Annotated in this window: 1 protein-coding gene; it reads left to right on the top strand. The window is 46.1% G+C overall.

The window, feature by feature from the left end; genetic code table 11:
* Positions 1 to 430 (top strand): winged helix-turn-helix domain-containing protein (locus R7P74_RS28915; RefSeq protein WP_318124145.1); only part of this gene is annotated, 430 nt, incomplete at its 5' end.
* Positions 431 to 534 lie beyond the last annotated feature (104 nt).

The following is a 534-nucleotide window of genomic DNA, read 5'->3' as shown; positions in this document are numbered from 1 at the left end:
TGCTGATGACTACATCACTAAACCATTCAACCCACGTGAATTGACTATTCGTGCGCGCAACCTGCTAAGCCGCTCAATGAGCACTAACGCAGTTCAAGAAGAAAAGCGCTCAGTAGAAAAATACGAATTCAACGGTTGGGTGCTAGATATTAACAGCCGCTCACTAGTGAGCCCAGCTGGCGATAGCTACAAGCTGCCTCGTTCTGAATTCCGTGCACTTCTGCACTTCTGTGAGAACCCAGGTAAGATCCAAACACGTGCTGATCTTCTTAAGAAGATGACTGGACGTGAGCTTAAACCACATGACCGTACTGTCGACGTAACGATTCGCCGTATTCGTAAACACTTCGAATCAGTATCTGGTACGCCAGAAATCATCGCGACTATCCACGGTGAAGGCTACCGCTTCTGTGGTGACTTAGAAGACTAATTCAGTCTGCTAGAAATACGAAGGGCTTGCTCATTGGAGCAAGCCCTTTTTCTATGCGGGAAAGAAACTAATAAACCTTGTTTATCTTCACGTGCTTTTCAACA

The sequence above is a fragment of the Vibrio sp. 2033 genome (genome assembly GCF_033339735.1).
The sequence above is the reverse complement of the archived record's forward strand: the minus strand, read 5'-3'. Positions and strand labels throughout refer to the sequence as shown.